Source organism: Vibrio atypicus, from assembly GCF_009811315.1.
Taxonomy (GTDB): Bacteria; Pseudomonadota; Gammaproteobacteria; order Enterobacterales; family Vibrionaceae; genus Vibrio; species Vibrio atypicus.
On record NZ_BLID01000009.1, the window covers coordinates 54,135 to 80,240 of the forward strand.

Consider the following 26,106-nt stretch of genomic DNA (forward strand, 5'->3'; position numbering starts at 1 on the left):
ACAAATACGTTTATCTATTCGCTTTTCGACTCTTCAGCCTGAGCCCGCTCTGTTGTTGCGGCTTCGTTTGTTACTTCCGCACCGTTTTGTGCGTTCTCTTCCGCTTCCATTTTTGCTCGTTCAGCTTTAGAAATATAGCGAGGCTTGTTGCTCTTGTGCAGCTTAGCGTTCATTTTCTTTTGCTTCGATTTCAGGATGCTATTAATTCGTTTCTTACGGTTCATGACTTGAGCCTATGGTCTCTAATTGGCGCGAATAATACAGAAGTTAATGCAAAACCTCAAAGTTATATCGGACTTTAGCCATCTTGTTTTGAAGAGGAGAGTTTGACTAGTTCTTGCTCTAATTCGGTGGAACTGTATGAAAGCCAAGCTACTGAGCGATTAGGTTGTTCAATCGCAACAGCGTACCCCGATAAAAAAAGCGCCAAAAGGCGCTTTTTATCGTTAAGATTGGCGATTATCGATCAATGAAGTGGCTTTGCTTGAGGGTTGCTTACCACCAATTCAACATTTTGAAGTTCTTGAGGCAAGGTGAGTTGGAACTCTTCAAACATTGGGGCTCGTCGACAATTATCATCTTGTGTTCGGATGACGCTAACCGATACTTGTTTTGACTCTACGCTATCAATTTGTAGCTGGAAACTATCACTTTGAGTACACCCATTAGACTTCGCGACAAACAGCAGCAAATGGTCCCACTTTTTATGAGAAAGGAGTGGTTCCAATGTACCTTCTATGTTTGTCGTTTTAATCTCTAGGGCATTGCTACATCCCATAGCTGTAGTAGCTAGTATCGCTAGACAAATGAACTTTAAATGTTTCATACAACCTGCTTTTTTCTTAACATTGCTAGTGGTAAAAGAGCTAATACTACCCAATATGGTAAGCTGCCGCCTGACGAACCACTGCTATTACTTTGTGTGGTGGCGGTAGGTTTGTGTTGAATATTGCGGAGCGAAACCGAATCATTGGCGTTGCCGCTTCGCTCGAAAACAAACATTACGTTATTTGAAGCTTCGGATAAATTAATTGTTTCTGAGTACCAGTTAATCTCGAAACCGGAACCACGCCAAGCGCGTTCTCCATTTACAAATACCTGGAAGTTATTATCCCCATCGTTAATTTCCATACGCAAGTCGAAAGTCAATTTTCCTTTGGTTAAGTTGTCCAGCATGATGATTGAACGTTGCCCCAATGGAGTATTAGCAGATGTGATTACGCTATTCGATGAGTCAGAGACTTCCCAAGGGTTAGCGTTACTGTACACTGAGTTACTATTTCCAATAGTTTCAGAAAGTTGGAGGTTTGCACCTAATAGACCATAGGAATGGAATGACGTCGTTAGGGTAGGGTGAGTTGAGCTGTTTGTATTTACAGTTAACTTTGGTGTGCTATCGGCTAGAGCTGGGGTAATCTCCATTGTGATGTTACAGCTATCACTATTATAAAGCGTACCAATACTCTCACATTCATTCGATAGAACTTTTAGTTTGCTTTGATCTGAAAGGGCAATACCAGTAACAGCAAAGGAATCAGCCCCATTATTAGTGATGGTTAAGCTTTGTGATATTTTTTTATCGACTGCCACATAGCCATAATAAACATTTTGTCGGTAGCTAACGCCACTGGTTTGGTTGTCGATCCAGTTTTTTAAGTTTGCTACGTTGGCGTAAACACCATACTTATTTGCTTGTGCGCACCCTTCACCCCAACTAACAACACCGACTTGAGTGATTACGCCGTTGTTGTTGAATACTAGCGGGCCTCCACTGTCACCCTGACATGAATCATAACCACCTTGAGGGAATCCAGCACATAGAGCTGAGTCATCAATGGTAGTGTAGTCACCACCACTTGCTCGGCAAGTATCTGTGTTGACAATTGGAAGTGTGACTTCGAATAATGCACTAGGGTAGGTCGGTCTTACCGCCGGGTTGCTTTCTTGGTTACCCCAACCCATAACAATTACGTCATCACCCGTCACCAATGTTTGACTAGAACTATCCAGTACCACAGAGGTAGCGGTGATACTTCTGTCGAGTTCTAAGACCGCAATATCTCTATTAAGGGTTATTGTGTCATACTGCTCATGTGCATAGATGTTTTTTACCGCAACACGCTGACCTTGAGAGGCTTCTTTATCTAGATCATGTATGCCGATAATGACGTCTAAGTTTTCAGGGTTTTTATCATCGATACAATGAGCCGCAGTGAGTACGTATCGGTCACCGATAAAACTACCACCACAGAATTGACCATCAAAGGCGTTTTGACCTTTGTTGACTATCGCAGTCATAAACGGCCAGGCATCGACTTGAGATTTAGTGCCGTTAATTATCTTAGTATCAAATCTTGAGTTCTGTTCTCCGCGTGAAAATGCTTCTGCAGAAACTCCGAAGGCGGTAATAATGCTTAAAGCCAAAATTGACGTTTTTGTTTTCACTAGATACTCCATAATAGTGATGTATTTTACTGGTGAATAAGTCACCTCTTTATAATTAGTAATGTAAATTACCCTAATAGGTTAATATTAAGCAATATCATTTGATAAAAAAATATTAATATTATAAATGTCAGTTGGGGATTTTTGGCTTGAAAAGACAACGGTAAATCTGAGAATTTGATTTTATGTTGTTTAATTACAATGTGTTAGTGTAGGCTTTGTATTCATCGAAATATAAAGCTATGCGTTTGTATTTGTGAGAAGTCTGTTCTTTGTTGTATTTAACGTTGGTAGGTATATACAGGCTAGGGTGCTAAATGAAATGTTATTTGAAATGAAATTTTATTTAAGTGATTATTAAATTAGAATTTAATGTTAAATGTACGTTCTAATAACAATTCCTGTTGATAAGGCGAGTTGTTATTCTATACCGTTACAGATAAAAAAGCCGATTATAACCTCAGTAACGATAAGAATGCTTTCAATCACCAGACTGTTATTAACAATTATCTAGAAGCTTCTCCTCTGCAGACGCTCTTCGGTGTTGAAAACTGAAGACATGCGGCGGAAGAGGGCGACTGATAAAATAACCTTGCCCATATTCGCATCCAAGTTTCTGTAATATATTCAGTTGATGCTCTGTTTCGATCCCTTCTGCGACACTCATCATTTTCATACTTGATGCAATGGAAAGAATGGCTTCAATTAGAGAAGTATTGTTGTTGTCTGATGTCAGGCAGAAAATAAATGAGCGGTCAATTTTAACACCATCAAACTTATATTCTTGTAAGTAACTTAACGAAGAGTAACCAGTACCAAAATCGTCCAGCCAAACTTTTAAGCCGAGGTTGCGTAGACCCGCGAGCACATGTTTAATTTGTTTACTGTCTGAAAGTAATAGAGTTTCAGTGACTTCAACGTGCAAAGCCGATGCTGGCAGTTGGTAGGTATCTAGAGCGCGTTTGAACAGGTGGACGAGGTCTTGTCTATGCAGCTGTCGCGGAGATAGGTTGAGCGCGATATAAAACTCTTCACCATATTGCTCACGCCAAAGGTAAGCTTGTTTTGCAGCCAGTTCAATTAAGTATTCGCCCAACGTGAGAATAATATCTGTTGATTCTGCAACGGGGATAAATTTGTCTGGGCCAATATAACCTTGAGTAGGGTGGTTCCAACGAACGAGGGCTTCTGCGCCCACAATACTTCGGTTATTCGTAGCAAATTTAGGTTGATACCAAAGTTCGAATTGAGATAAGTCATCCATCGCTTTGCGCAGTTCACGCTCTACGTAAAGTCTTTCCTCTACCGTCTTATTCATCTCATGATTGTAAATACTGTATGCGTTTTTCCCTTTGCGCTTTTGCTCAAACATGGCCAATTCAGCATGGCGACAAAGTGATTCTGCTTGATGACCAAAATCTGGATAACAAGCGACGCCGATACTCGCGCTGCAAACCAACTTATAATTCTGAAGTTCAACAGGCTCGGTAATAGCGTGAAGTAATTGATCAGCTATGGCGGTGATCCGAGTTTCACGCGTGTAAGGCACCATCAAAAGAAACTCATCGCCACCAACTCGAGAGAGTAAACAGGAACCTTTTATGACATTAGAAAATGAATGTTCGATAAGAGCGGTGACACGATCGCAAACTCTTTGTATGACATCATCACCAATATGATGACCATAATTGTCATTGATGAATTTAAAATCGTCGAGATCGATAAAGAATACGGCTAGCAGATCTGGTTTTTTTTGAATGATGATGTCATCCAGCAATTGTACAAATCGAAAACGATTAGGTAGACCAGTCAGTTGATCATGAAAAGCCATATGCTGAATATGTTCAGTGTGCTTCTTTACAGAGCTCTGCATCTCATTAAAAGCATCAACGAGACGCCCGAGCTCTTTGTACTGAGTAGTATTAGAAATCGGCTCAAAGCGACCATCTCGATTGTGTTTTAGCTGCTGGATAATATGTGTAATCGGGTTGGCGAATGACCCTGCCACACTGTATGCCATAGCCACACCGCAAATCATGCCAATAGCGGAAAACAGCAATTGCCATTGTCGCATTCGTTCTAAATCTTGTTGACCTAACGTATCTAGCTGCTTGGCATTATTTTTGAGCTCAGTAACAAGTTTGTCTTTGTTAAGCTCTAAGTAGACGACGCCAATGTGAATTTCTGATTCAGAGACGGGAGCGGCGATGAGCAGGCGATCATTAACATGGCGTTTTATGACTTGCTGATTAAGGAAGACATCGCGGATAAGCTCTGGCTCTTTATGAGGCATCCCGAAGTTAACAATACTTGGTGTACCGTCATGGAATATCATGCCATCTTTGTCAACGAGTTGTATTAGCTCTACGTTGGGTTGGCTTAAATTTGTCTGGAGTAAGTATAAAGCTTCGGACACGTTGTAGTGATATAGGGGATCGAATGCTTGCTGACTGAGCGCATTGGCTAAGGAAACGGCTTGTTCTTCAACTTTCTTACGCAGCGATTGCTCCACATTGTGGGTGATTTGATCAAAAATCTGATCAGATTGACGCTTATACGCGACGCTGTATAGAACAAAATTGAGAGCACAGACAATCGTTACAACGAATGCTGTGGCAAAAATCAGGTGTCCTTTGAATCCAATTCTTTTCATCAATTATTGGTGTGCATCAAATTTAGTTAAGAGTTGTTCCGCTTCATAGAGCAGATCATTCGCTTGATTGTTGAGAACCGAGAATTTTTTTGTTTCTTGGTAGCTTTCTAATACTTCTAAGCCTATTGGTGATTGGTCTAACTCCAATAAGATCGCTTTGAGTTGCGTCGCGACTACAGGGTCAAGTAAATGAGAAATGCTCATGATTGAACGCGGGTAGTCATTGGTACGTGCAAAGGTATGTAATTGCTGTTTGAGAGCCGCTGGGGTGTCTTTGGGGTTGTTCCAATTGGATGAACTATAAGCAATGGCGTCTACCATACCTTTCGCCGTCCACATTGTCATATTGACTTCGTTGGTTTCACGTAACATGTCATCAAAGAAAAAGTAGCCCACTTTATCGGCGTCAGGTTTGCTTTGAAGAGAAGTCAGTTGCTGTACCTCTAACCCATGGCTCAGTAACGTGACCATAGGGAGGAAATAACCACTGGTAGAAGCACGGTCTTCGAAGCCGATGACTTTACCTTGCAGTTGTGACAGATCGTTGTACTCATTTTTTTTATGAGTGACAAATACTGAGTTGTAGCTTTCTTCTCCTTTTTTCCAACGAACAAGAAAAGGTTCAGCTTGAGCACGCCGCTTAACGATGAGTGCAGGATAAATCGTTGAGCTAACTATATCGACTTCACCTCGCTGCAAAGCAGAAACCAATTCATCGATGGTTGGATACACGTTGATCTTGGCATCGGAATAGCCAAGATGGTTCAATTGCTTGGCGACGTATGAAAAAAGAGGATAGCTATCTTTGATGCGTTTTTTAGCTTTCGATGAGATGACGCCATAATTTAAAGTGAGTGTTTCGCTATTACTCGCAAAAGTTGGTGGAGTCCAAATAAGTGAGCTACAAGCCAATAAAAATGCAACAGTCGTCTTTTTCATAAACACTCTATTCGAAAGTAACAATACACCATACCTTTTACCATGGTAGCGTCGAAATTAAAAGTCGCATGGTCATTAATTGACGAAATGGATAATCTGGATTTATAAAATATGCGGCATCACACACAAAAAAGGCAAGTCGGATTGTGCGACTTGCCTTAAAATTCAAAGAGTAAACTGTAACCCAACCGTGAAAGCACTTTCTGGTTTCTTTCGTTGGGCGTAATCGAAGCCTAGCGTAAATCCAAATACTGACCCGAATTGAAATACATTCGTTACGCTAAAAGTATCTTTGGCTACATGAAGAAAATCGTGACGATAGGACGCATCAATCATCCAGTGTTTTGCAAGTTGAGCTCTTAACCCTCCTTTACAATAGCCGGCTCGTTCGGAGAAAGAAGAGGAGTAATCGCTATTCGCCCAGTAGTTGATGACGCCACAAGAAAAAGGCGCGCTGACTACTGGTGATATGGGCACATTCACCCCTCCGCCTAAACGCCATGAGTCTATTCCTGAGCTAAAACGTGTTACGAAATCAGCGTTGCCTTCTAGGAATAATGTTTCAGTCACACTCAGACCAAGATCTAAATATAGTCCCCCGTAGGTCTTACCTTCGTCATTGATATATTCGCCATCAGAATAGGGTTCAAACACACCATTTTTAAGATGAGCGTGCTTGTAACCAAACCCAATATGGGACATGTCAGAAACAATATTGCTGTCAGCAAAAGAGGGGAATGAAAATAGAGTGCTAACGGCAATAGTGGTGAGAGATTTCTTTAGCATAACGATATTTCTCATATGAATCGGAACGCTAAAACTCTAAATTGGCTTGCTTATAAAATCGATAATAGTTTCGTAAGGCTGTGTAAGGTCATTTCGTTACAGGAAGGAACTTATTGTATTTCGACATGGGTTTAAAGACTGCGTAATTGACTGGTAAGTCATAGGTGTAACACTGACTAACTTTTTAAACTCTCGTTGGAAATGGGCTTGGTCACTAAAACCTAAATCGAATGCTAGATCTGAAAGCAGTAATTGGTTGTTGTGGCTGATCTCGTATACCGCTGATTGGCATCGGATTGCGCGACTGAATGCTTTCGGCGTTAAACCAATGTCGTTACGAAAGGTACGTTGTAATGTTCTGGCGGAATAGTTGGTGTCATTAACTAAATCTTGTATTTGGATATTTCCCCGAGCATGAGTAATTCGAGTGATCACTTCCATTGTTAAGTGAGAGCATGAGCGACTATCAAATTGACTAACAAATTCATTCACTGCTTGCGCTTTACTCAAAAAATCATTTGTACCGCTAACTTGCTCAAGTATTCGGTCAGCTTCATAAACTAAATCAGCTAAATTCAGTCGGTTTGAAATTACTTCTTCAACATCAAGGTTGAGCAAATCAGGTATAACACCTGGTCTAAAGCGAACTCCGAAATAACTGTGTCCTTGTTTAAAGTCAGCCTTTATTGCTTCTAGGGGAGTGCCACAGACGTACGCCTTGGGGTTATCAGAATTACAATCAAACAGCAGATCTATGCATCCGTCCGGTATAGCAATAGAGGAGTTTGTACAATCATTGGCGTCAAACGAGTAGAAATGCGAAGTAAAAGCACTCTCAGGTGTGAGTAGCGAATTGAAACGCTTTGCTCCTAACACAAACCAGGGCTGAACTGAGTGTAAGGTGGCTATTTTAAACTCAAGATTTGCGTCAGACATACGGTTTACTCGCGATACAACAAAGTATCAAAATCCCACCTTGTTAATTGAATGTAAATTTATATTGTTAATATGTTAATTGGTTTTGTGATCTGCGTATTGATGTGTGTCGCAAAAATTCAATATCGAAGCCTACCTTCTCTCTAATATCGGTGTTAACAGATAAATCACTCAGAGGCGTAGACGCATTGAAATCGTTTATTCGCCTCTTACTGAGACTTATACAGGGAAGCAGGAATACGTATGTTTAATACCAAAATCGATTTCATCTACTTATCAGAACCAGACATGATTAAAGCTGGCGTGACAGACATGGTTGCATGTGTGGACACGATGGAAGAGATGTTCGCGCTGTTGCACCACGGTGACTACCGCATGGCAGGTCCAAATAATGATTCACATGGCGCGATGATAACGTTTCCTGAACAATCGCCCATTCCTACGATGCCAAAACCAACTGCAGATCGTCGACTGATGGCAATGCCAGCTTATCTAGGTGGTGATTTTGGAACATGCGGCGTCAAATGGTATGGCTCCAACATTGCCAACCGAGAGAAAGATCTTCCGCGTTCAATTTTGATGTTCATTCTCAATGACATTGAAACCAGTGCGCCCCTTGCGGTTATGTCAGCAAATCTACTATCAGCGTACCGCACGGGCGCAATTCCGGGAGTAGGGGCAAGATATCTTGCGCGTAAAGACGCCAAAGTGATTGGTCTTCTTGGCCCTGGAGTGATGGGGAAAACTTCAGTTTCGGCGTTTATGGCGGCATGTCCCAAGATAGATACGCTGAAAATCAAAGGCCGTGGTAAGAAAAGCTTAGACAGTTTTTTAAGTTGGGTTTCGGTGACATTTCCACAAATCACAAATGTGGAAGTCGTGGATAGCGTAGAAGACGTTGTTCGTGGCTCAGACATTGTTACTTACTGCAATTCAGGTGAAACAGGTGATCCAAGTCTTTATCCAGAAGTGAAGCGAGAGTGGGTAAAACCAGGTGCGTTTTTGGCAATGCCGGCAAGTTGTCGTTTGGATGAAGGAATGGAACAGAGCGATGTACGAAAAGTCCTCGACAATACTGGTCTTTATCAAGCGTGGTATGAAGAAGTTCCTAAGCCTGCTCACAATATTATTCCACTCGTTGGCGTTCGCTTCATGGACATGATCGAAGAAGAAAAATTGACGATTAATGATCTCGAGGATCTAGGTGCAATTGTCGCGGGGGAATCACCTAAACGTCGTAATGAAGAGGAAATTATCATTCTCTCGGTCGGCGGAATGCCAGTAGAAGACGTTGCATGGGCAACCAAGATATATCGCAATGCAATAGAGAGAGGCATTGGTGTTGATCTTAATCTTTGGAGTCAACCAGAGCTCAAATAACAACGCAGATCATTAGGTTATTCATTTTAGAAAGGAAATCTCCATGACTCGTATCGTCAAGGTAAAGACCGGCTCAAAACTGGAAGAAGTCGCAAGTTATTCGCGTGTGGTTGCAGTAGACAACTGGATTTTTGTTTCAAACACAGCTGGTCGGAATCCAGTTACAGGTGTCATGCCGGAAGATGCATTTGAGCAAACTGAGCAAGTGTTTGCCAATATTGAAGCTGCGTTAGCATCGGTAGACGCAAGTCTGAAAGATGTCATCAGCTCTAAAGTTTTTATTCAAAATCCAGATCTTGTACCGGCCGTGATGGAGTTAGTGGGTAGTAAGTATCGCGGTGTAAACCCAACCACAACGGTCACCTGTCCACCTTTGGGCTCTTCGATTTATCAAGTTGAGATTGAAGTTACGGCATATCGTGGCGCGTCACAGGCAGATGTTGAGGAAATCGTACTTTCAAGGTAGTGGCGCATTCGTTGCCCATATTGAATTGAGCGAGAGGTTTAACATGACAAAAAATATCATTCGGCTTGAAACAGAAAACACGTTACCTAAATCCACAGGTGTGGTGATTATTGGCGCAGGTATTGTCGGTGCCAGTACGGCGCTGACCCTAGCAGAAAACAACGTCCCTGTGATTTTGATTGAGAAAGGGTATGTAGCGGGTGAACAGTCATCAAGAAACCTTGGTTGGATTCGCAAAACCAGTCGACATAAAGAAGACGTACCTTTGGCTCTTGCCGCTGATCGATTGTGGGCAGAGATGAACCAACGAGTGGGACATGATCTTGGCTATAAGCAAGCAGGGATTATGTTTCTTGCTGACACAGAGCAACAAATGGAGATCTATCAAGATTGGTTAGACTCCGTGGATGCTTTTGACCTTGATTCAAAACTACTCAATGCCAGTGCGGTGAGCGCAATGCTAGGTAGCAGTAACAAATCCTGGAAAGGAGCAATTTACACTCCTTCAGATGGACGCGCTGAGCCTTGTATCGCTACGACAAAAATAGTCGAAAAAGCCATCCAATTGGGCGTTAAGGTTATTCAGAATTGTGCCGTGCGAAGCCTTTCGATGTCGGCAGGTCGAGTGAGTGGCGTGGTGACTGAGCTAGGAGAAATCAATTGTGACCAGGTGCTATTGGCTGGTGGCGCGTGGTCCAGACGTTTCTTAGGAAATCTCGACGTATCATTACCGACGTTACCACTCATCTGCTCTGTGATAAGAACCAAGCCGATGACGGGGCCAAGTGATATCGCAGTGGGCGCGTCAAACTTCTCTTTTCGTAAGCATCACAATGGTGGTTTTGTTATTACCCAACGTGGTGCCCTTGATGCGCCAGTCTGTCTTGACCATTTGCTTATTGGTCATCGATATCTCGAACAGCTCAAACATCAGCGTAGCTTTTTAAGAATAAAACTAGGGAAGCACTTTGTTGATGATTTAAGGATGCCTCGCAGTTGGCGCTCTGACCAAAAAGCGCCGTTTGAAAATGTGAGAACACTTAACCCTAGATCTAACCAGACCTTAATAAATGAAGCAATGACTAATTTGCGAAACGCCTATCCCGTTTTTGAAAAAGCGGAGATAGAAGAAGCGTGGGCAGGATTAATTGATGTCACTCCGGATTCGAACCCTGTGATTGACCATGTTGAAACGATCCCTGGGCTTACGCTAGCCACGGGTTTTTCCGGCCATGGATTCGGGACTGGACCCGCTGCTGGGCATCTAGCAGCCGATCTTATTACGGGAAGGGAACCGATCATTAATCCGACGCCATATCGGTTTAATCGTTTATGAGTTTAATTTCCTGAGATAGAAGAACTTTGAATCGTGAAAGTAGGGTATGGCCATGGCTGTAAATATTGACGCAATTGTGTATGCATCAGATGCGAGTAAAGGAAGCCGTATCGCCTTTGAAGCTGCGATTAACCAAGCCGTTAAGCACCAAGCAACCATTATCTATGTGCATGCGGTGAGTAAGAATGACGTTGTGACACCGGATATCTCATATTCCTATCTACCGAGTGATATAGAAAAGCTGCATTCCGCTCAACACAGAAACGAGTTAATCGAAAAGTTAAAAGCACGAATACATCGATACATTGAAGAAAAGCTGTCTCACCTCGATATCGAAGTCCAGTTTTCGATATGTGTTCAGTTCGGAAACCCAGAAGTGGTGATCCTCAATACGGCAAATCGGTTTAATGCCGGACTGATTGTGATGGGGAATAGGAAAACCAGCGAGTTGTCCAGAGTATTTCTCGGTTCTACTGCGAATAAGGTTCTACACAAAAGTGAAGTACCAGTACTGATAGTACCAATAACGAACAAATAGACATGCTGAGCATTGCCAGCTTAATAGTACAAAAGGAATTATGATGAAAAGGACTAAACTGATCACAGCTATCGCGCTAGCGTCGATTATTGCACCAATCACAAGTGTTGCAGCCGATTACCCAAATCGTCCGGTTAAATATGTCGTGCCATGGCCTCCTGGCGATCTAGAAGATGTATTGACACGCTTGATTGCAGAAGAGATGGCAAAGCAAACAGGTAAACCTGCAACCGTTGTGAATAAGCCGGGTGGTGCAGGAATCATTGGCGCTGCAGAAGTTTCTCGAGCTCGCCCTGATGGCCTGACGATTGGTTCGTTTGTCGCCGATATTCTAACGACACATATTCTTTCGGGTAATGCGCCATTTGATCAAACCACATTTGAGCCAGTAGGGATCTTTCTTGATTACCCATTTGTGATTGCAGCTAAAGCGGACGCACCATACAACAACTTGAAAGAGCTCGCCGACTACTCACAGAGTAATAATGTCTCACTTGCTCATTTCGGCTATCAAGCGTTGCCTACTGCAATAACCTTTAAAGCAGCTGATGAGGTTGGGATTAAGTTCTCATCAAATGCACCGTTTGATGCAATCAACTGTTCAACGTTATCCAACGGTGACGCCGACGTGGTGAATACCGTGACTCAAACGATCTTGTCTTGTTTGAAATCCGGAGACGTGAAAATTATTGCCTCCATTACTCACCAACGCCTCAGTATTAGCCCTGATGTTGCGACATTAAAAGAGCAAACTGGCGTAGCGCAAACCACCTGGAACGGTTTGTTTGTAAAAAAAGGAACGCCGGACAATGTTAAACAAGTCATCGCTGATATTGCGCAAAAAGCACTACAGAGTGACAAAGTAACGGCTATTAGCCAAAACACAGGTGCTAACGTGTTTTGGATGGGCGGTAAGCAAGCGCAACAGGTTATTGAGAATGATTTTTCAAGCGCCAAAGAACTGCTTAACTACATGAAATAGGTCCTATTGGGTGAGTAAATGTCTCTGGTTGACTTACTCACCCTTTTTTCAGGGAGTTGAACGCCGATGACGATTGAAATCAATGAAGTAGCACTCAAGCAAGAGGAAAAAGAAGAACTCGCCTTAGAAAGCCTACCTTCGCACTATTATTTCTATCTGCTTTCATTTGTTGGCTCATTAGCTTTGATATTGCTTCAGCCAAGTCAGGCTAAAGAAGTTGGGAATGCTCACGGCTGGTATTCGCAGCCTTATGTTGCGCCACTATTAGGGCTAGGGATTATTGCGCTATTTAGTGGGATTTACTTATTCGTCAATACCGTTAAATACTCTCATTGTTTGAGAAGTATAAATCCCATTGAACTGAGCTTCAACGCCATCAGCAAGTACCGCACCGCGGTTATCATCAGTGGTTTCTTTTTCCTCTACATTTTCAGTTTATCAATCATAGGTTTTGCTCTATCGAGCTTTATTTTGGTGCTCACCATGCTCTGGATAAGTAACCTATTTACTCGTTTCTGGGTGATCACTGCGTTTATCTCGATTGCCATCATCGTATTGGTATTTAGAGTCTTTATTGCGCTGTGGCTCCCTGATGTCTGGTTGTTCGCGTTTCTTCCTAACGAAATGGCTGACTTCGCCAACATGTATTTATAGTCATTGGATGTTGTATAGATATGGACACAATTTTTCTCGGATTAAATGAAATACTCACCATACAAGTGATACTCGCCATTGTCTTTGGGGCGATTCTTGGTGTGTCGATTGGCTCTATTCCAGGATTAGAGCCTGCGGGTGTCATGGCGATTTTGTTACCAATGACATTCAGTTTTGATCCCTTACCGGCGATAACCTTGCTGCTTGGTGTATATGGTGGTGCTTGGTATGGCGGTGCGATCCCAGCGATATTAATGAACACGCCAGGAACACCTGTCGCGGTGCTGACCACCTACGATGGCTATCCGATGACGCAAAAGGGCGAGGGTAAGCGCGCTTTATCCATTGCTTACTCTTCATCTTTCTTTGGTGGCATGGTTAGTGTGTTGTCTCTAGTGTTACTCGCGCCTCTTTTATCTCAAATCGCGATGCACTTTGGCTCCGCTGAGTTTGCGATATTAGCTGCGCTCGGCATGATCTTTGTCGTAATGGCCCATTACAAGCAAGCATTTGCAGCAGCGATGATGCTCGGTTTAGGGATTTTCCTTGGAACGATTGGTATTGACCGTTCGTACAACACCATGACCTATACATTTAACCAAGAATGGCTATTTGCTGGCGTGCCACTCGTTCCAACTGTAATTGGTTTGTTTGCTATGTCTCAAGCGTTCGTTTTGCTGTCACAAAAAGGCAATGACTCTCAAGTAGTCACCTATGAAGGTAAAGGGCGTTTTGCAGGAATGCTGGTGGTGATCAAGCATAAGTGGACGGCAATTCGCTCAGCATCCTTAGGTGTGGTCATGGGGTTATTGCCGGGGGTTGGGGAATTTGGTTCTCAATTTTTTTCTTACACACTGGCGCAAAAACTCTCAAAGCAACCGGACAAATTCGGACAAGGTGCAGAGGAAGGGTTAATCGCGTCTGAAACATCGAACAATGCGGTCACAGCTTCGGTAATGGTGCCCTTATTGGCATTTGGTATTCCTGCCGATGCCTTGATGGCCATGCTGCTGTCTGTATTTATGGTACATAACTATACGCCGGGCCCAACCTTATTTGCCGAGCGGCCGGAGTTTATTTCTGGCCTATACATCTCTCTATTTCTAATCAATATCGTGGCATTTATCTACCTTACTTTGAGCAGCAAATGGATCGCAAACTTAACGCGAATTCGTGGTCGTTTCATCGGCGCGTTGATTCTGGTGCTGGGCTTCATTGGTAGCTATAGCCAAAACTACCAGTTTTCTGATGCGTTAATAGCTCTTGGATTTGCCGTGTTTGGTTACATTCTTAAGCGAGAGCAAATTCCAGCCGTGCCAATCATTCTCGGTTTAGTGCTTGGGCCTGTTTTTCTCGCACGTTCTAAACAGGCGTTGGGAGTCTCTAATGGTGATTTTTCTATTTTTTGGGACAGGCCAATCAGCCTCGCTTTGTTAAGCATGATCGTTATTTCTGTAGGCATTTTCATTTTTAGTATGGCTAGAGACAGTCGCACAAAATTCAATAACCAAGGTCGAAACGAAAGGAACTCACAATGAATCAATTTGCAATGACTATTGACGGTAAAGACGTACAAGGTGAAATACCGTCAAGTATGGTGCTCAATCCAGCCAACGAGCAACAAGCATTTTTAGCGCCAATGGCGTCTGTCGCTCAACTCAATAAAGCGGTTGAAAGCGCCAAAGCTGCGTACCCTAACTGGAGCTCACTCACTCAAAACAAGCGTGACGAATACATCAACAAGATTGCTGATGTGATTGAACTCAATGCATCGGTGCTGGCGAGTATTATCGTGGAAGAGCAAGGTAAACCGAATCAGCTTGCTCAAATGGAAGTGGGCGGAGCGGTAGCATGGACAAGGCATACCGCCAGTATTGAAATCCCAGTGGAGGTGTATGAAGACTCAGAGAATAAACGCATTGAAGGAAGGCGAAAATCGATTGGTGTAGTGGGATCCATTACACCATGGAACTGGCCATTAATGATTGCGATCTGGCACATTATTCCTGCTCTGAGAATGGGAAATACCGTGGTATTGAAGCCTTCCGAGCTGACGCCAGTTAACACGCTTAAACTTGGGCAACTTTTGCAAGACGTACTGCCTGCGGGGGTTCTAAATGTGATCTCTGGCGGTGGCGATATTGGACGTGCAATGAGTGAACATCAACAGATCAATAAGCTCGTGTTTACTGGCTCGACACCGACAGGGCAAAACATCATGCAAGCGGCGGCGACAAACCTAAAACGTTTAACACTTGAATTGGGTGGAAACGATGCAGGTATTGTTTTGCCAAACGTAGATCTGGATGCCATTACTGAAGGATTATTCGCAACCGCCTTTATCAATATGGGACAAACTTGCGCGGCTTTAAAGCGACTCTACGTACATGAATCTCAACATGATGAGTTGTGTCAGAAACTCGCTGATATTGCGACTAAACAAGTGGTAGGGGATGGTTGTGGTGACAGTGTAACCTTTGGTCCGGTGCAAAATAGCGCGCAACTAGAGAAAGTGATTGTGATGGTAGACGAGGCAAAACAGCAGGGTGCTGTAATCTATTCTGGGGGCGCGAGATTAGATAAAGCTGGCTATTTCTACCCGCCAACTATCATCGGTAACGCGCGTAGTGGCATGCGAGTCGTCGAAGAAGAACAATTTGGCCCAGTATTGCCCGTTATTAAATACAAAAGCGTTGATCAGGCCATCACCGAAGCAAACAGTGTTGAAGTTGGTTTGGGTGGTTCTCTCTGGGGAGACGTGGAGCAGGCAAGTGAACTGGCCTCTCAGTTAGAATGTGGCTCTGTATGGATTAACGGCCATGCTGAAGTATTGCCTCACGCCCCGTTTGGAGGCTGTAAGATGTCGGGCTTTGGTGTCGAATTTGGCTTAGAAGGTTTACTTGAAAACAGCCTACTTCAAGTCGTGAATACCAATAAATAGTAGTCTGCCGGCCAATTAAATAGATGCCTTTTATAGCTTAATTGAATAAAAGGTATCTATTTCTCCCAAATATTCCCCAAACAAGGTGATAAGTACTGTACTTGGATCGCCTAAATCTATTTTGATTTCTGGTCACTTAAATGAGCGAGCCAATGGGCAAATTGACGTATCTTCGGCATGACGGTTAAGTTGAGCGCAAAAGCGACCGGCCAAGCGATGAAAAATGAATCTCGCCATAAACTCAGCCATTGTAAGTTAAGCCCGACTTTGTTGAGTGTAATTACGCCAGACATCATCATTGCCATGAAAAGCGAGCCTAAAATCGCCTGGAACAGCCTCTCTTTCTTATTCATTTTTTTCCTCGTGTCTGCTGCGAAAAGTGCAAGCGTTTACAACAAGTGTCTATTCATTCCAGAGCCTCTTTTTAGCATTATTATCACAGCTATTAAGCAAACCGATAAATAAAACCATAAGTCAGTACTCAACATAAATAAGGAATTACTATGTCTCTACAACAGGACTTTCGTGACGCTATGTCTAAATTAGCCGCAGCGGTAAATATCGTCACCACAGGTGGTGATGCTGGTACAGTCGGCATCACGGCAACTGCGGTTTGTTCAGTGAGTGATTCACCTGCAACGGTATTAGTGTGTGTGAATCGTAGTAGTGCATCAAATGCGATATTTAAACAAAATGGCAATATGTGTATTAATGTTTGCGCTGGCGAACATCAAGAAATGTCGATGCATTTTGCGGGTATGACAGGCTTAGCAATGGAAGAACGTTTTGTATTAGAAGGCTGGAAAAACAACGCTGATCAGGTGCCTGTTCTGCATGGTGCGCTTGCGACCTTAGAGGGCAAAATTGCTTCAAGCCAGGAAGTGGGTACCCATACGGTGTTCTTTGTTGAGCTGCATACCATTACGACCACCAGTAAAGATGGCTTGATCTACTTTGATCGTGAGTTCAAAAGTGTAGAGACACGTGAAGTCGTGGCCGCCGTTGCTTAATTCCGCATTGAGGATTCACATCGATAACAACAAACACCCACTTCGATGTGGGCGTTTGTTATTTAGTCTGAATCTCAATTAGCTCATTAAGTAAATCGGATAGCTGCTCATATTTTGCCTCGCCTAACGCCTCTTTAAGCGCTACATATTGCTGTTCAATTTGTGGGCGTAGCTGTTCAACTAAGGTAGTCGCATCGTCTGTCATATGAATATAGAATTGACGACCATCGTGTGCCGATTTCTGCTTTGTTACCAGCCCTTGCTTATCTAAGCGATTAATAATCCCAGTCAAACTAGGACCTAGAATACAGGTCTCTTTTGATAGGGTAGAGAAATCGATCGATCCTTTTGTATCTATCACTCTTAATACGCGCCATTGTTGCTCAGTTAAGTCATTCTGAGCCAAAATAGGGCGAAAGAAGTGCATTGCAATATCTCTCGCTTTAAGCAATTGAAGTGGTAGAGAATTTTCGTATTTAGTCACTAAACTAACCTTATTCATCTTATTTGTAGCCAACATTGCGGATAATACGACTCATCCCTGTTTGTATGCTATTACAAGATACAACTTTGGTCTAATAGTTAGGGAGTTGTATTCGAGCAATTAGACGAAAAAAAGCTCTTTAACGAGTAAAGAGCTTACTAATATCAATAAAGCATATTTGGTAGATAAAGTGCGATAGCTGGCACCAATACAATCAATGCTAATCGAACCATATCTGCAACCCAAAATGGCAACACGCCTTTAAAAATGGTTGCGGTATTTATATCTTTAATCAGCCCGGATAAAACGAAAACATTAAGCCCGACCGGTGGCGTAATTAAACTAATTTCAGTTACAACGACGACAATGATACCAAACCAAATTGGGTCAAAACCCAGTTCGACGATGACGGGGTAGAAGATAGGTACCGTCAGCAACATCATCGACATGCTTTCAAATACACAACCAAGAATAATGTAGATGAGTAAGATAAGCCCGAGCGCCATCATAGGCGTGATATTGGCAGTTTGGATTATCTCGACCAAGGCGGTAGGCAGGCCAGCACGGTTGACGAAGTTGGAAAGGATCAACGCAGAAATAACGACGGCAAATAGAGACGCAGAGGTTTTTGCCGTGTCGATAAGAATTTCACGTAGTACAGAGTAATTTAGCTTGCCCCGAGCGGCGGCCAAAGCAAAGGCACCACATGCGCCAATTCCCGCAGCTTCGGTTGGGGTAAATGCTCCAACATAGATACCGCCCATTACAACAACAAACAACAATAGCGTTGAGAAGATGCCTTTGAGTGCAATTAGACGATTTTTCCAATCGACTCGTTCGCCAGGAGGGGCACTGTCCGGTTTACGAGATACAACCCACTGAACCGCGAGTAGATAAAGCGCGATGCCGAGCAGTCCCGGGATAAAACCAGCAGCAAACAGCTCTCGAATACTCGTTTCAGTGAGCAGGCCATATATGACTAACATGACACTTGGTGGTATTAATATGCCCAAGGTTCCACCAGCGGCAATAGACGCTGAGGCAAGCCCATCTGAGTATCCATATTTGCGCATTGGTGGCATTGCGACTTTGGACATGGTCGCAGAAGTTGCAAGACTAGAGCCGCAAATGGCCGAAAAGCCTCCGCAGGCAAGAATGGTAGACATCGATAGACCACCACGGCGATGACCAACGAAGGCATTGCACGCTTTGTACAACTCATTTGAAATGCCCGCTTTGGTTACAAAATTACCCATCAGAATAAAAAGTGGGATAACGGAAAGCCCGTAGTCTTGACCTGTGTCGATGATACGTCGCGCCGCCATAGACATAGCCGCGTTCCAATTATAATCATTGATATACCAGAAGCCGACAAAGCCAATCACACCCATGGCGAATGCTAATGGTAAGCGTAGTAATATCAGCGCGATAAGTACCGAAAAACCAACTATAGATTCAATCATTTAGGCCTCCTTGCCTTTAATGCTCATGTCTGACTCAGAGGGTTTATTGGAGAACATCTGTTTGGTGTAATAAAAGGCATTGAATAGGGTTAAGAGTCCACCAATGAAGCCGGTAGTAGAAATAAGATATGTAACGTATCCAAGAGGTATCTCAAGGATTTCAGAGACTTCTTCATATTCCAATGAGCGACCTGCAAGCTTCCAGTTGGTTGTCGCGACTAATATTAAAGAACAGGCACATATCAGATTGATGATGATCTGGCGAACGCTCACCCATTTACTCGGGAAGTAATTATCGAGTAGATCAACGCAGATGTTTTCCTCTTGCCAAGAGACCAAAGGAAACGCCATAAAGACCATAATCGCGAGCAAGATTTCAACCATTTCTGTAGAGCCCATAATTGGGGAATTCAGTAGGTTTCGTGACGCAACATCCACAAAGGTCACGACCATCATTAAGAACAAGCTCAAAGCAGCGAGGGAACCAAGCCCTCGCTCAATGGCTTTAGAAAATCTAAAACCAGACATTGAATTACATTCCTTTCGCTAACTGTTGGTTAAAGAACTGATGTGCTTCAGGGCCATTAACTTTGCGTTTTTCAGCGACCTTATACCAATCTTCGACTAAAGGTTCACTGGCTTGTTTTAGCTTCGCGATCATCTCTGTAGAAGCGGGGGTAAATGTATGACCACCTTTAAGAGCAGCTTGGTAAGCAGTTTGGTCGGCGTTATCCCACATTTGGCCAAATAAGCGAGAAAGTTTTTCACCAGAGACGGCCCGGATTGCTGCTTGATCTTGCTTAGAGAGATCGGCAAATGTATCTCGATTCATGATGATGGCGAAACTACCTCGGTATAAACCGCCAGGGACAACCAGCGTATTGTCAGCAACTTCTGCCAATCGAAATGAGCTGAGTGCTTCAAAAGGTAGGTACGCACCTTCGACAACTCCTTGTGAAAGTGATTCGTAGACCTTATTAGTAGGGATGAATACGGGTGAAACTTTCATATCTTTAGCCATGGTTGACATAACGCCACCACCAACTCGGATTTTCTTACCTTCAATGTCACTAAGAGATTGCACAGGATCCTTCGTGATAAGTTGGCCCGGCCCATGAACACTCAGGCCCATCACTTCTACGCCACGGTGCTCACGACCTTGTTTTAGATACTTATCAAAGGTGCGCCAATACGCCATCGACATCAGCTCAGAGCTGCTACCTTCAGAAAAGCTTGGAATTTCTGGCAATTGAGTCAGTTTAAAACGACCGGCCTTGTGACCATGAAAAATCCAAGTGACATCTCCTATGCCATCGGTTACCACATCAATTTGTGTGTGGGGAGGGGCAAGATCATACTCCACTTTTAAACTCACACGGCCCTCGGTGGCTTCTTCAATCCATTGGCCCCATGTAGGCCACACGACTTTATTGATGCCGTGATTTGGCGACCCCCAAGTACTGACTTTGATTACTTTCTCTGGTTGTGCATGTGCCGACATAGAGCTCATTAGCAAAAGTGCTGATGTCGCTATAGAAGCGATTTTATTTACTCGCATGACGTTAGTCCTTTTTCGTTCACGTTAGGTGGGTTTGCTCACTGAGTGAGTCGTATTGAATATTAATTAATATATTAACTAAAAAGAGACAAAGACAAACCGCAATGTTAATTCTGTGTTGAAAATATAGTTAATATGTTAATTAGATCAATTTCTGAGAATTAATTTGGCTGCATTGGGTGATTTCAGCAGCCAACGCCTATTTAAATGGTCGACATAGGAGGTGTTTTTGGAGGTTTACGTCACAAATGTCATGTAACGAGAATTTTCAAAATTTGCACAGTTAAATCCTGATTGGAATAACTTACTGAATTATAAGTGTTTATTGTGAATTGTATCTTGGTCTGGACATTAGTTAATATATTAAATAAAGTAATTAACATGTTAAATATATTTATCATCTAGTCGTACTGTTGGTTGGAAAAACAGTAGCTCTGAACTAGTGAATGAATGTCAGTCGATAGAAAAAGGAAAACGAAATGTTAACAAGTGAGCAGTTGCAAGATGCGGCTGAACGACTGTACCACGCAGAGAAACAGCGTGAACAAATCTCCGCGCTAACTTTGGAATACCCAGAAATGACAATGGATGATGCTTATCAAATTCAGAGTGAATGGGTAGGACGCAAAGTAAGCGAAGGCGCTCAAATTAAGGGATATAAAATCGGTCTAACTTCGCGCGCTATGCAGATGGCTGTCAACATTGATCAGCCGGATTATGGCGTATTGCTTGATGATATGTTTTTTTCTGATGGTGCGCAGATCAAAGCTGCGGACTTTCTTGATCCGCGTATCGAAGTCGAATTGGCGTTTGTTCTTAAGGATAAACTTGAAGGTGACAATGTCACAATTTTTGATGTGCTCAATGCGACCGATTATGTAGTGCCGGCTTTAGAACTGATTGCGGCTCGTTGCCACCGAACCGACCCAAATACAGGTTACACGCGTAAGGTCTATGACACCATCGCAGATAACGCTGCCAATGGTGGCATCATTCTAGGTGGGCGACCGATAAAGCCAACCGAGTTTGATTTACGTTGGGCAGGGGCAATGCTTTATCTGAATGGCCAAATTGAAGAAACAGGTCTTGCAGCCGGCGTTCTTGGTCATCCTGCGAATGGTATTTGCTGGGTATGTAAACGTTTTGCTCCTCACGGTGTGTCACTTGAACCTGGACAAGTCATTCTCGCAGGTTCATTTACTAGACCTGTCGCCGTAAAAGCAGGCGACACGATCCACGCTGATTTTGGTCCACTAGGTGGTATCTCAGTGAACTTTGTTTAGGGGTGGGTATGTTACCAATTAATCAATTTAAGCATGAACTGACTCAACCAAATCCTCTTTGGGGTTTGTGGCTTGGGCTGCCTGATACTAGCTGCGCAGAAATATGTGGGAGCGCTGGTTTTGATTGGGTCTTGATTGATGGCGAGCATGCTTCGTTTGACTTAACCAGTATCAAATTACATTTGCAGACGCTTGCTCCGCACTCAGCATCACCGATTGTGCGTGCAGAAGAAGCCAATCCAATTTTGATTAAACGTCTATTGGATATAGGTGCACAGACACTTTTACTACCGATGATCAATACCAAACAGCAAGCTGAGCAGGCGGTACGCGCGGCTTACTACCCACCACTTGGTGAGCGTGGAATAGGAGCCGCATTGGCACGTGCTTCGCAATGGAATCGAATTCCAAATTACTTACATCAAGCCAACGAGCAAATCAGTGTTTTGTTGCAAGTGGAAACTAAGCAAGCGATAGAAAACATTGAGCAGATTGCAGCGGTTGAATGGGTTGATGGCATCTTCATTGGCCCATCTGATTTATCCGGTTCGATGGGTCATATAGGTAATCCTTCTCATCCTGAGGTGGTCGCAGCGATCGATCATGCAATTAATGTGATTCAAGCAAGCGGTAAAGCAGTAGGCATATTGAGTTTAGATCCTATTCAGGCGCAGCAATACGCCAAACGGGGTGTGAAATTCATAGGTGCTGGTGTTGATACGTTATTGCTTCGAACCAGTGCGGAATCCCTAGCAGAGTCACTGAAACAGTCGTCAGTTAAATCAAGTAAGTTCATCGACAATGTCTACTGATCATCATAGTTAGAAACTAGAGAATAGAAATGAATACACAACTACAAGGAAAAGTGGTGTGCGTGGCCTTGAATGATGCCGAGCAACTGCAATCAATGCGCGCTACCTTTGAACAAGCGCCATATAAAGCGTTACCGACTCAACCGGTACTCTATTTTAAACCACATAATACTTGGAATCATGATCACCTGCCGATCGACATTCCTAATAATGAGCAGTTGGTCGTTGGAGCGAGTGTTGCTTTGATCATTGGTGCTCCTTGCTGCCGCGTGAAAGCAGACTCCGCCTTAGACTATGTCGGGGGTGTGGCGCTGTTTCATGATTTTTCGCTACCTGAAACCAGTTATTACCGCCCTGACATTAAAGGTAAGTGTCTTGATAACTCCGCGACACTTAGCCAAGTCGTCATGCTGTCTGATATAGGCGATTTATCTCAGAAAGCGGTTACAACCTATGTGAATGGTGAACAAGTACAGCATTTTCCTCTTACACGCCTTGAGCGCGCTGCCGAACAGTTAATTGAACTCATTTCGCACATTATGACATTGGATAAAGGCGACGTTATTGCGATTGGATTTGCTGGAGAGCGAAGCCACCTTGAAGCTGGTGATGTTGTGCACTCTAAATTAGGTGAAGCAGTTGAGTTGGAGAATCAGGTAAAAGGAGAGGCAGTATGAAGCACGCGCGTATCGAATATTTAGGAGAAGTGCTGTCCGTTACTATTGGTGATGATAGCAATGCGACAACCTCAGATGGTCGCATAATTCCTGCCGGCCAATTCAACTGGTTATCACCGATAGAGAATCCAGGCACCATTTTTGCGCTTGGTCTGAATTACGCCGACCACGCGTCTGAATTGGCGTTTGAACCACCAAAAGAGCCGTTAGTATTTCTTAAAGGCGGCAATACGCTTACTGCGAATCAACAGCCTTCATACCGCCCGAATGACATTGAGTTTATGCACTACGAATGTGAGTTGGTTGCCGTTATTGGTAAGGAAGCACGTAACGTTAAACGTGAGCAGGCGATGGAGTATGTCCAAGGGCTGACAATCTGTAATGACTATGCAATTCGGGACTACCTAGAAAACTATTACCGTCCAAACCTGAGAGTTAAAAGCCGAGATTCATTGTGCCCTATAGGACCATGGATTGTTGATTGTGATGACATTGAAGATATCAATAACCTTGCTTTGACCACACATGTAAATGGTGAGCTTACTCAGCAGGGTAATACCTCAGACATGATCTTCGACATACCGTTTCTGATTGAATATCTCAGCAGTTTCATGACGTTAAAACCAGGGGATTTAATTGCAACTGGCACTCCGAAAGGCCTTAAAGACATTGTGCCAGGCGATGTGGTTTGTTGCTCGATTGAAGGCATTGGCAAGCTTGAAAACCCAGTATTGTCGGAAGACGAATTTTATGCGCGCCGCACTATAAAACAGTAAGGAAGTAACATGACTCAACAGCTTGAACAAAACCTAGCGACAGCGCAAAAATATCTTGCGCGCTTTCGTGATAACACAACCGGTCACTTCATAAACGGAGAGTGGACGTTGGGTTCAGAGGGGGAGACTTTTGACAACTTAACACCAACCGACAACACCTCGCTGGGTCAAGTCGTGAAGGGAACGGCTGAAGACGTGGACGCGGCTTGCCAATCTGCGCAGCAAGCATTTCCGGCGTGGGCGGACATGCCGGGATCTGAGCGTAAGAAAATTTTGCATAAGTTGGCTGACAAAATAGAAGAGCGCGCAGAAGAGATCGCACTGGTCGAATCTATGGACTGTGGTCAGCCACTGCGATTTATGCGTCAAGCCGCGGTTCGTGGAGCAGCTAATTTTCGCTTCTTTGCTGATAAGTCACCGGAGGCCAAAAATGGCTTGTCGTTGCACCAAGACGCACACACCAATTACACCATTCGAACACCTATAGGGCCGGTTGGTGTAATCACACCATGGAATACACCTTTCATGCTTTCAACATGGAAGATTGCGCCTGCACTCGCAGCTGGTTGTACCGTGGTGCATAAGCCAGCTGAATTTAGCCCGCTCTCCGCTGCGATATTGGCAGAGTGCGCGAAAGAAGCTGGGCTACCTGATGGTGTGTGGAACATGGTCAATGGTTTTGGCGAAGTCGCAGGTAAAACGCTAACAGAGCATAAAGCAATAAAAGCGGTCGCTTTTGTTGGTGAAACGGTAACAGGTTCAATGATTCAAGCTCAAGGAGCCCCAACATTGAAGCGTGTGCACTTTGAACTTGGAGGCAAAAACCCAGTGATCGTATTTGATGATGCGGACTTTGAACGCGCGCTCGATGCGGTGGTGTTTATGATTTACAGCTTAAATGGTCAACGCTGTACCAGTTCAAGTCGACTGCTTATCCAAAACGGTATCAAGACTAAGTTCATCGAAGCACTTAAACAACGTGTTGAAGCACTGAAAGTTGGGCATCCATTAGACCCAGAAACAGAAGTGGGGCCGCTGGTGCATCAATCTCACTATAACAAAGTCTTGAGTTATATGACTGCGGCGGAGGAAGACGGCGCAACTATCGCGGTTGGTGGTCGTAAGCTTCCTGAAAAAGGCGCTGGGAATTATTTGACTCCAACGCTGTTTACCGAGGCAAACAATACGATGCGCATTGCGCGTGAGGAAATTTTTGGCCCGGTGTTAACTTGTATCGGCTTTGATAGTGAAGAAGATGCGCTAGAGATCGCGAATGACACTGACTATGGATTGTCAGGTTATATCTGGACGTCTAACACTGGCCGAGCGATGCGTATGGCGAGCAAAGTAGAAGCAGGCATGATCTGGGTAAATTCTGAAAATAATCGCAATTTACCTTCGCCATTTGGAGGCGTGAAGATGTCAGGCATCGGCCGTGATGGAGGCGATTGGAGTTTTGACTTCTATATGGAAACGAAGAACGTTTGCATTGCACATGATCTTCATAAAGTCCCTGTACTGGGTAGATAGCCATTAAACAAAATTGAAAGCTGGGCTCTACATTAGAGCCCGAAAGGAGTGAAAATTGCCGCATTTTATCATGGAATATTCGCCGAACGTTGAATCTGATATCGATATCCCAGCCTTGATGCAGGCCATTCATCGTGAAGCGATTGATACCGGAGTCTTTCCGAAAGGAGGAATTCGCACACGAGCAGTTAAATGCGATTACTACTTGATTGCTGATGAAGATCCTGAAAATCGTTTCATTCATCTTACGGCAAAGGTGGGAGTCGGGCGTGACATCGAAACCTTACAGCAAGCAGCGCAGCGAGTGTTTGATGTTTATTGCCAGTTTTTAGCACCGGCTTTCGAGAAACATTATCTCAGCATCGGTTTTGAGATGGTTGAGCTTCACCCACAACTGAATTTTAAGAAGAACAATATTCACCAAAAGCTGGCTCAGCAGGCATCGAAGTCGTGAATT

Annotated in this window: 27 protein-coding genes; 15 read left to right on the top strand and 12 right to left on the bottom strand. The window is 43.7% G+C overall.

The window, feature by feature from the left end; all coding sequences use genetic code 11:
• Nucleotides 1-14 precede the first annotated feature (14 nt).
• The 7 genes from GVO60_RS17655 to GVO60_RS17685 all read right to left on the bottom strand — a co-directional run bounded on the left by GVO60_RS17655 (nt 15) and on the right by GVO60_RS17685 (nt 7,759).
• Nucleotides 15-224, bottom strand: coding sequence for a DUF2986 domain-containing protein (locus GVO60_RS17655; protein WP_159656402.1), 210 nt, complete (start codon nt 222-224; stop codon nt 15-17).
• 242 nt (nt 225-466) lie between these two features.
• On the bottom strand, nt 467-826 hold the full coding sequence (locus GVO60_RS17660) for a hypothetical protein (protein WP_159656404.1): 360 nt from the start codon (nt 824-826) through the stop codon (nt 467-469).
• Complete coding sequence (locus GVO60_RS17665; protein ID WP_159656406.1) at nt 823-2,445, bottom strand: serine protease; 1,623 nt, start codon at nt 2,443-2,445, stop codon at nt 823-825. The genes GVO60_RS17660 and GVO60_RS17665 overlap by 4 nt, the downstream gene beginning before the upstream one ends.
• 499 nt (nt 2,446-2,944) lie before the next feature.
• On the bottom strand, nt 2,945-5,098 hold the full coding sequence (locus GVO60_RS17670; protein ID WP_159656408.1) for a bifunctional diguanylate cyclase/phosphodiesterase: 2,154 nt from the start codon (nt 5,096-5,098) through the stop codon (nt 2,945-2,947).
• Nucleotides 5,099-5,101: 3 nt separating this feature from the next.
• Nucleotides 5,102-6,037, bottom strand: coding sequence for a phosphate/phosphite/phosphonate ABC transporter substrate-binding protein (locus GVO60_RS17675; RefSeq protein ID WP_159656410.1), 936 nt, complete (start codon nt 6,035-6,037; stop codon nt 5,102-5,104).
• A 165-nt stretch (nt 6,038-6,202) separates the two neighbouring features.
• Nucleotides 6,203-6,823 (bottom strand): putative outer membrane beta-barrel protein, encoded by a 621-nt coding sequence (locus tag GVO60_RS17680; protein WP_159656412.1) that lies wholly within the window; start codon nt 6,821-6,823, stop codon nt 6,203-6,205.
• Between the two features lie 96 nt (nt 6,824-6,919).
• Nucleotides 6,920-7,759, bottom strand: a complete 840-nt coding sequence (locus GVO60_RS17685) for a helix-turn-helix domain-containing protein (protein WP_159656414.1) — start codon at nt 7,757-7,759, stop codon at nt 6,920-6,922.
• A 243-nt stretch (nt 7,760-8,002) separates the two neighbouring features.
• On the opposite strand from GVO60_RS17685, the gene GVO60_RS17690 reads away from it, so the two are divergent.
• The 8 genes from GVO60_RS17690 to GVO60_RS17725 all read left to right on the top strand — a co-directional run bounded on the left by GVO60_RS17690 (nt 8,003) and on the right by GVO60_RS17725 (nt 16,056).
• Entirely contained in the window at nt 8,003-9,139 is a 1,137-nt protein-coding gene (locus GVO60_RS17690; protein ID WP_159656416.1) for an ornithine cyclodeaminase family protein, read from the top strand.
• Between the two features lie 43 nt (nt 9,140-9,182).
• On the top strand, nt 9,183-9,605 hold the full coding sequence (locus GVO60_RS17695) for a RidA family protein (RefSeq protein ID WP_159656418.1): 423 nt from the start codon (nt 9,183-9,185) through the stop codon (nt 9,603-9,605).
• A 43-nt stretch (nt 9,606-9,648) separates the two neighbouring features.
• Nucleotides 9,649-10,941: an NAD(P)/FAD-dependent oxidoreductase gene (locus GVO60_RS17700; protein WP_159656420.1), complete on the top strand. Its 1,293-nt coding sequence runs from the start codon at nt 9,649-9,651 to the stop codon at nt 10,939-10,941.
• Between the two features lie 52 nt (nt 10,942-10,993).
• Complete coding sequence (locus tag GVO60_RS17705; RefSeq protein ID WP_159656422.1) at nt 10,994-11,479, top strand: universal stress protein; 486 nt, start codon at nt 10,994-10,996, stop codon at nt 11,477-11,479.
• Nucleotides 11,480-11,519: 40 nt separating this feature from the next.
• Entirely contained in the window at nt 11,520-12,461 is a 942-nt protein-coding gene (locus GVO60_RS17710) for a tripartite tricarboxylate transporter substrate binding protein (protein WP_159656424.1), read from the top strand.
• A 66-nt stretch (nt 12,462-12,527) separates the two neighbouring features.
• On the top strand, nt 12,528-13,115 hold the full coding sequence (locus GVO60_RS17715) for a tripartite tricarboxylate transporter TctB family protein (RefSeq protein WP_159656426.1): 588 nt from the start codon (nt 12,528-12,530) through the stop codon (nt 13,113-13,115).
• 20 nt (nt 13,116-13,135) lie between these two features.
• Nucleotides 13,136-14,653 (top strand): tripartite tricarboxylate transporter permease, encoded by a 1,518-nt coding sequence (locus tag GVO60_RS17720; RefSeq protein ID WP_159656428.1) that lies wholly within the window; start codon nt 13,136-13,138, stop codon nt 14,651-14,653.
• Nucleotides 14,650-16,056, top strand: a complete 1,407-nt coding sequence (locus GVO60_RS17725) for an aldehyde dehydrogenase family protein (RefSeq protein ID WP_159656430.1) — start codon at nt 14,650-14,652, stop codon at nt 16,054-16,056. The genes GVO60_RS17720 and GVO60_RS17725 overlap by 4 nt, the downstream gene beginning before the upstream one ends.
• Before the next feature lie 116 nt (nt 16,057-16,172).
• On the opposite strand, the gene GVO60_RS17730 is transcribed toward GVO60_RS17725, so the two are convergent.
• Entirely contained in the window at nt 16,173-16,409 is a 237-nt protein-coding gene (locus GVO60_RS17730) for a DUF2798 domain-containing protein (protein ID WP_159656432.1), read from the bottom strand.
• Nucleotides 16,410-16,559: 150 nt separating this feature from the next.
• Here GVO60_RS17730 and hpaC point away from each other — a divergent pair, with 150 nt between their 5' ends.
• Complete coding sequence (gene hpaC, locus GVO60_RS17735; protein ID WP_159656434.1) at nt 16,560-17,066, top strand: 4-hydroxyphenylacetate 3-monooxygenase, reductase component; 507 nt, start codon at nt 16,560-16,562, stop codon at nt 17,064-17,066.
• Nucleotides 17,067-17,124: 58 nt separating this feature from the next.
• Here the strand turns inward: hpaC and hpaR are convergent, their stop codons facing one another.
• From hpaR to GVO60_RS17755, 4 genes are all read right to left on the bottom strand, one after another.
• On the bottom strand, nt 17,125-17,550 hold the full coding sequence (gene hpaR / locus GVO60_RS17740; RefSeq protein ID WP_159656436.1) for a homoprotocatechuate degradation operon regulator HpaR: 426 nt from the start codon (nt 17,548-17,550) through the stop codon (nt 17,125-17,127).
• A 164-nt stretch (nt 17,551-17,714) separates the two neighbouring features.
• The gene (locus tag GVO60_RS17745; RefSeq protein ID WP_159656438.1) at nt 17,715-19,013 is read right to left on the bottom strand and encodes a TRAP transporter large permease; all 1,299 of its coding nucleotides are present in this window, start codon (nt 19,011-19,013) and stop codon (nt 17,715-17,717) included.
• Nucleotides 19,014-19,541 carry a TRAP transporter small permease gene (locus tag GVO60_RS17750; protein WP_159656440.1) on the bottom strand — a complete coding sequence of 176 codons (528 nt, stop codon included), beginning with the start codon at nt 19,539-19,541 and terminating at the stop codon, nt 19,014-19,016.
• 4 nt (nt 19,542-19,545) lie between these two features.
• A complete protein-coding gene (locus GVO60_RS17755; protein ID WP_159656442.1) occupies nt 19,546-20,571 on the bottom strand; it encodes a TRAP transporter substrate-binding protein in 1,026 nt (341 codons plus the stop codon).
• A 479-nt stretch (nt 20,572-21,050) separates the two neighbouring features.
• On the opposite strand from GVO60_RS17755, the gene hpaH reads away from it, so the two are divergent.
• Genes hpaH through GVO60_RS17785 form a run of 6 tightly spaced genes read left to right on the top strand, consistent with a single transcriptional unit; the run spans nt 21,051 to nt 26,103 of the window.
• Complete coding sequence (hpaH, locus tag GVO60_RS17760) at nt 21,051-21,854, top strand: 2-oxo-hept-4-ene-1,7-dioate hydratase (protein WP_159656444.1); 804 nt, start codon at nt 21,051-21,053, stop codon at nt 21,852-21,854.
• A gap of 8 nt (nt 21,855-21,862) precedes the next feature.
• Complete coding sequence (gene hpaI / locus GVO60_RS17765; RefSeq protein WP_159656446.1) at nt 21,863-22,666, top strand: 4-hydroxy-2-oxoheptanedioate aldolase; 804 nt, start codon at nt 21,863-21,865, stop codon at nt 22,664-22,666.
• Between the two features lie 29 nt (nt 22,667-22,695).
• Nucleotides 22,696-23,343: a fumarylacetoacetate hydrolase family protein gene (locus GVO60_RS17770; RefSeq protein WP_159656448.1), complete on the top strand. Its 648-nt coding sequence runs from the start codon at nt 22,696-22,698 to the stop codon at nt 23,341-23,343.
• A complete protein-coding gene (locus tag GVO60_RS17775; protein ID WP_159656450.1) occupies nt 23,340-24,119 on the top strand; it encodes a fumarylacetoacetate hydrolase family protein in 780 nt (259 codons plus the stop codon). The genes GVO60_RS17770 and GVO60_RS17775 overlap by 4 nt, the downstream gene beginning before the upstream one ends.
• Nucleotides 24,120-24,128: 9 nt before the next feature.
• A complete protein-coding gene (gene hpaE, locus GVO60_RS17780; protein WP_159656452.1) occupies nt 24,129-25,649 on the top strand; it encodes a 5-carboxymethyl-2-hydroxymuconate semialdehyde dehydrogenase in 1,521 nt (506 codons plus the stop codon).
• 55 nt (nt 25,650-25,704) lie between these two features.
• Nucleotides 25,705-26,103, top strand: coding sequence for a 5-carboxymethyl-2-hydroxymuconate Delta-isomerase (locus GVO60_RS17785; RefSeq protein WP_159656454.1), 399 nt, complete (start codon nt 25,705-25,707; stop codon nt 26,101-26,103).
• Nucleotides 26,104-26,106: the final 3 nt, after the last annotated feature.

Coding starts and splice junctions, on each gene's coding strand:
- hpaI (WP_159656446.1), top strand. CDS start 21,863: ATGTTACCAATTAATCAATTTAAGCATGAACTGACTCAACCAAATCCT.
- GVO60_RS17745 (WP_159656438.1), bottom strand. CDS start 19,013: ATGATTGAATCTATAGTTGGTTTTTCGGTACTTATCGCGCTGATATTA.
- GVO60_RS17700 (WP_159656420.1), top strand. CDS start 9,649: ATGACAAAAAATATCATTCGGCTTGAAACAGAAAACACGTTACCTAAA.
- hpaH (WP_159656444.1), top strand. CDS start 21,051: ATGTTAACAAGTGAGCAGTTGCAAGATGCGGCTGAACGACTGTACCAC.
- GVO60_RS17775 (WP_159656450.1), top strand. CDS start 23,340: ATGAAGCACGCGCGTATCGAATATTTAGGAGAAGTGCTGTCCGTTACT.
- GVO60_RS17655 (WP_159656402.1), bottom strand. CDS start 224: ATGAACCGTAAGAAACGAATTAATAGCATCCTGAAATCGAAGCAAAAG.
- GVO60_RS17690 (WP_159656416.1), top strand. CDS start 8,003: ATGTTTAATACCAAAATCGATTTCATCTACTTATCAGAACCAGACATG.
- GVO60_RS17720 (WP_159656428.1), top strand. CDS start 13,136: ATGGACACAATTTTTCTCGGATTAAATGAAATACTCACCATACAAGTG.
- GVO60_RS17710 (WP_159656424.1), top strand. CDS start 11,520: ATGATGAAAAGGACTAAACTGATCACAGCTATCGCGCTAGCGTCGATT.
- GVO60_RS17685 (WP_159656414.1), bottom strand. CDS start 7,759: ATGTCTGACGCAAATCTTGAGTTTAAAATAGCCACCTTACACTCAGTT.
- hpaE (WP_159656452.1), top strand. CDS start 24,129: ATGACTCAACAGCTTGAACAAAACCTAGCGACAGCGCAAAAATATCTT.
- GVO60_RS17680 (WP_159656412.1), bottom strand. CDS start 6,823: ATGCTAAAGAAATCTCTCACCACTATTGCCGTTAGCACTCTATTTTCA.
- GVO60_RS17725 (WP_159656430.1), top strand. CDS start 14,650: ATGAATCAATTTGCAATGACTATTGACGGTAAAGACGTACAAGGTGAA.
- GVO60_RS17750 (WP_159656440.1), bottom strand. CDS start 19,541: ATGTCTGGTTTTAGATTTTCTAAAGCCATTGAGCGAGGGCTTGGTTCC.
- GVO60_RS17755 (WP_159656442.1), bottom strand. CDS start 20,571: ATGCGAGTAAATAAAATCGCTTCTATAGCGACATCAGCACTTTTGCTA.
- GVO60_RS17730 (WP_159656432.1), bottom strand. CDS start 16,409: ATGAATAAGAAAGAGAGGCTGTTCCAGGCGATTTTAGGCTCGCTTTTC.
- GVO60_RS17660 (WP_159656404.1), bottom strand. CDS start 826: ATGAAACATTTAAAGTTCATTTGTCTAGCGATACTAGCTACTACAGCT.
- GVO60_RS17695 (WP_159656418.1), top strand. CDS start 9,183: ATGACTCGTATCGTCAAGGTAAAGACCGGCTCAAAACTGGAAGAAGTC.
- hpaC (WP_159656434.1), top strand. CDS start 16,560: ATGTCTCTACAACAGGACTTTCGTGACGCTATGTCTAAATTAGCCGCA.
- GVO60_RS17675 (WP_159656410.1), bottom strand. CDS start 6,037: ATGAAAAAGACGACTGTTGCATTTTTATTGGCTTGTAGCTCACTTATT.
- GVO60_RS17705 (WP_159656422.1), top strand. CDS start 10,994: ATGGCTGTAAATATTGACGCAATTGTGTATGCATCAGATGCGAGTAAA.
- GVO60_RS17770 (WP_159656448.1), top strand. CDS start 22,696: ATGAATACACAACTACAAGGAAAAGTGGTGTGCGTGGCCTTGAATGAT.
- GVO60_RS17670 (WP_159656408.1), bottom strand. CDS start 5,098: ATGAAAAGAATTGGATTCAAAGGACACCTGATTTTTGCCACAGCATTC.
- GVO60_RS17715 (WP_159656426.1), top strand. CDS start 12,528: ATGACGATTGAAATCAATGAAGTAGCACTCAAGCAAGAGGAAAAAGAA.